1 protein-coding gene is annotated in these 1329 nt (G+C 57.3%); it reads left to right on the forward strand.

The window, feature by feature from the left end:
* Positions 1-185: 185 nt before the first annotated feature.
* Positions 186-1298 (forward strand): IS1249 family transposase, encoded by a 1113-nt coding sequence (locus tag F8D48_RS11435; RefSeq protein WP_135970355.1) that lies wholly within the window; start codon positions 186-188, stop codon positions 1296-1298.
* The last annotated feature ends 31 nt before the right edge of the window (positions 1299-1329 follow it).

Raw genomic sequence — 1329 nt, forward strand, 5'->3', positions numbered from 1 at the left:
GGGATATAGGAACAAAAGTGTGTAAGATTTTCCTAGGTTTCCCCAGTTGAATCTTCGATTCTTGAGGCTCCGAGTTGTCTCCGTCCAACTCTCTTATAGGCACAAAAGTGTGTAGTGATCCCTCTTGACATGCCCGTTCAGGCAACCTTTCTCAGAGAAAAAGTTGCCTGGGACGGGAGGTTCGGATGGCAAGCCCGCGTTGCGGGGTCTGCGGCGCCCCGATGAGGAAGAACGGAAAGACCTCGGCCGGCACCCAAAGATGGAGATGCGGCGCGTGCGGATCCTCGGCCGTGCGCAAGATCGATTCAAGGGCCAAGTGGCTGGGTCGTTTCGCGGGATGGCTCCTCGGCAAGCTCGCCCAGTCCGAGCTTCGAATGAACCCCAGGCTGTTCCGCAAGAAGACCTCCGACTTCTGGAAGATATGGCCGATCATCCCCATTTGCGATGAGGTCCACCACGTCGTCTACATGGACGGTATCTGGCTCTCCAGAAAATGCGTCATCCTCATCGCCTGTACCGACGATTACGTCATCGGCTGCCATCTCGCCAGAAGCGAGAACTCGAGGGATTGGGGCTGTCTCATGCGGCGCATCGCCCCTCCCGATGTTCTCGTCTGCGACGGGGGAGGCGGCATCGAGAAGGCAAGACGGGCCGCGTGGCCGCACACGAAGGTCCAAAGATGCACCTTCCATGCGTTTTGCCAGGTGAGGCGCTGCACCACCACGCGTCCCAAGACCCAGGCGGGAGTGGATCTCTACGCACTGGCAAAGGACCTCATGCATATAGGATCGCTTCAGGAATCGGCGGAATGGCTGGCCTCGTTCCATAGGTGGTGCAGCGACTACGAAGCGTTCTTGAAGGAGCGGGGCGACGATAAGAAGCACTACAGGCATGAGAGGCTGAGGAAGGCCAGAAAGGGCCTTGTGGCCCTCTGCAATGCCGGGACGCTGTTCACCTACCTGGACGAAGAGCTCCTTGAAGACGGACCGGTTCCCTCCATGTCCAACAAGATCGAGAACCTGAACGGCCGGATAAGGCGGATGCTTGTGAACCACCGCGGCATGAATATAGACCACAGGATCAAGGCGATATTCTGGTTTTGCTATATGGAGTCGGAATACCCCAAGGGCTTCGCGGAGATGCTGAGATCGTTCCCCGACGACGACAAGGTTCGCGCATGGCGGATGCAAGCCGCCAAAGCCAAAGGCGATGAAACCGGCGAACCTGCAAGATGGGGAGAAGGACTGGTATGGTCCGAGTTCCATCATGAGACCCCTTATCCCTACGGGGTCGATTAGGCTTCCTTACACACTTTTGTTCCTATATCCC

Source organism: Adlercreutzia muris (assembly GCF_008831045.1).
In the GTDB taxonomy this organism is placed as follows: domain Bacteria; phylum Actinomycetota; class Coriobacteriia; order Coriobacteriales; family Eggerthellaceae; genus Adlercreutzia; species Adlercreutzia muris.

Coding starts and splice junctions, on each gene's coding strand:
- F8D48_RS11435 (WP_135970355.1), top strand. CDS start 186: ATGGCAAGCCCGCGTTGCGGGGTCTGCGGCGCCCCGATGAGGAAGAAC.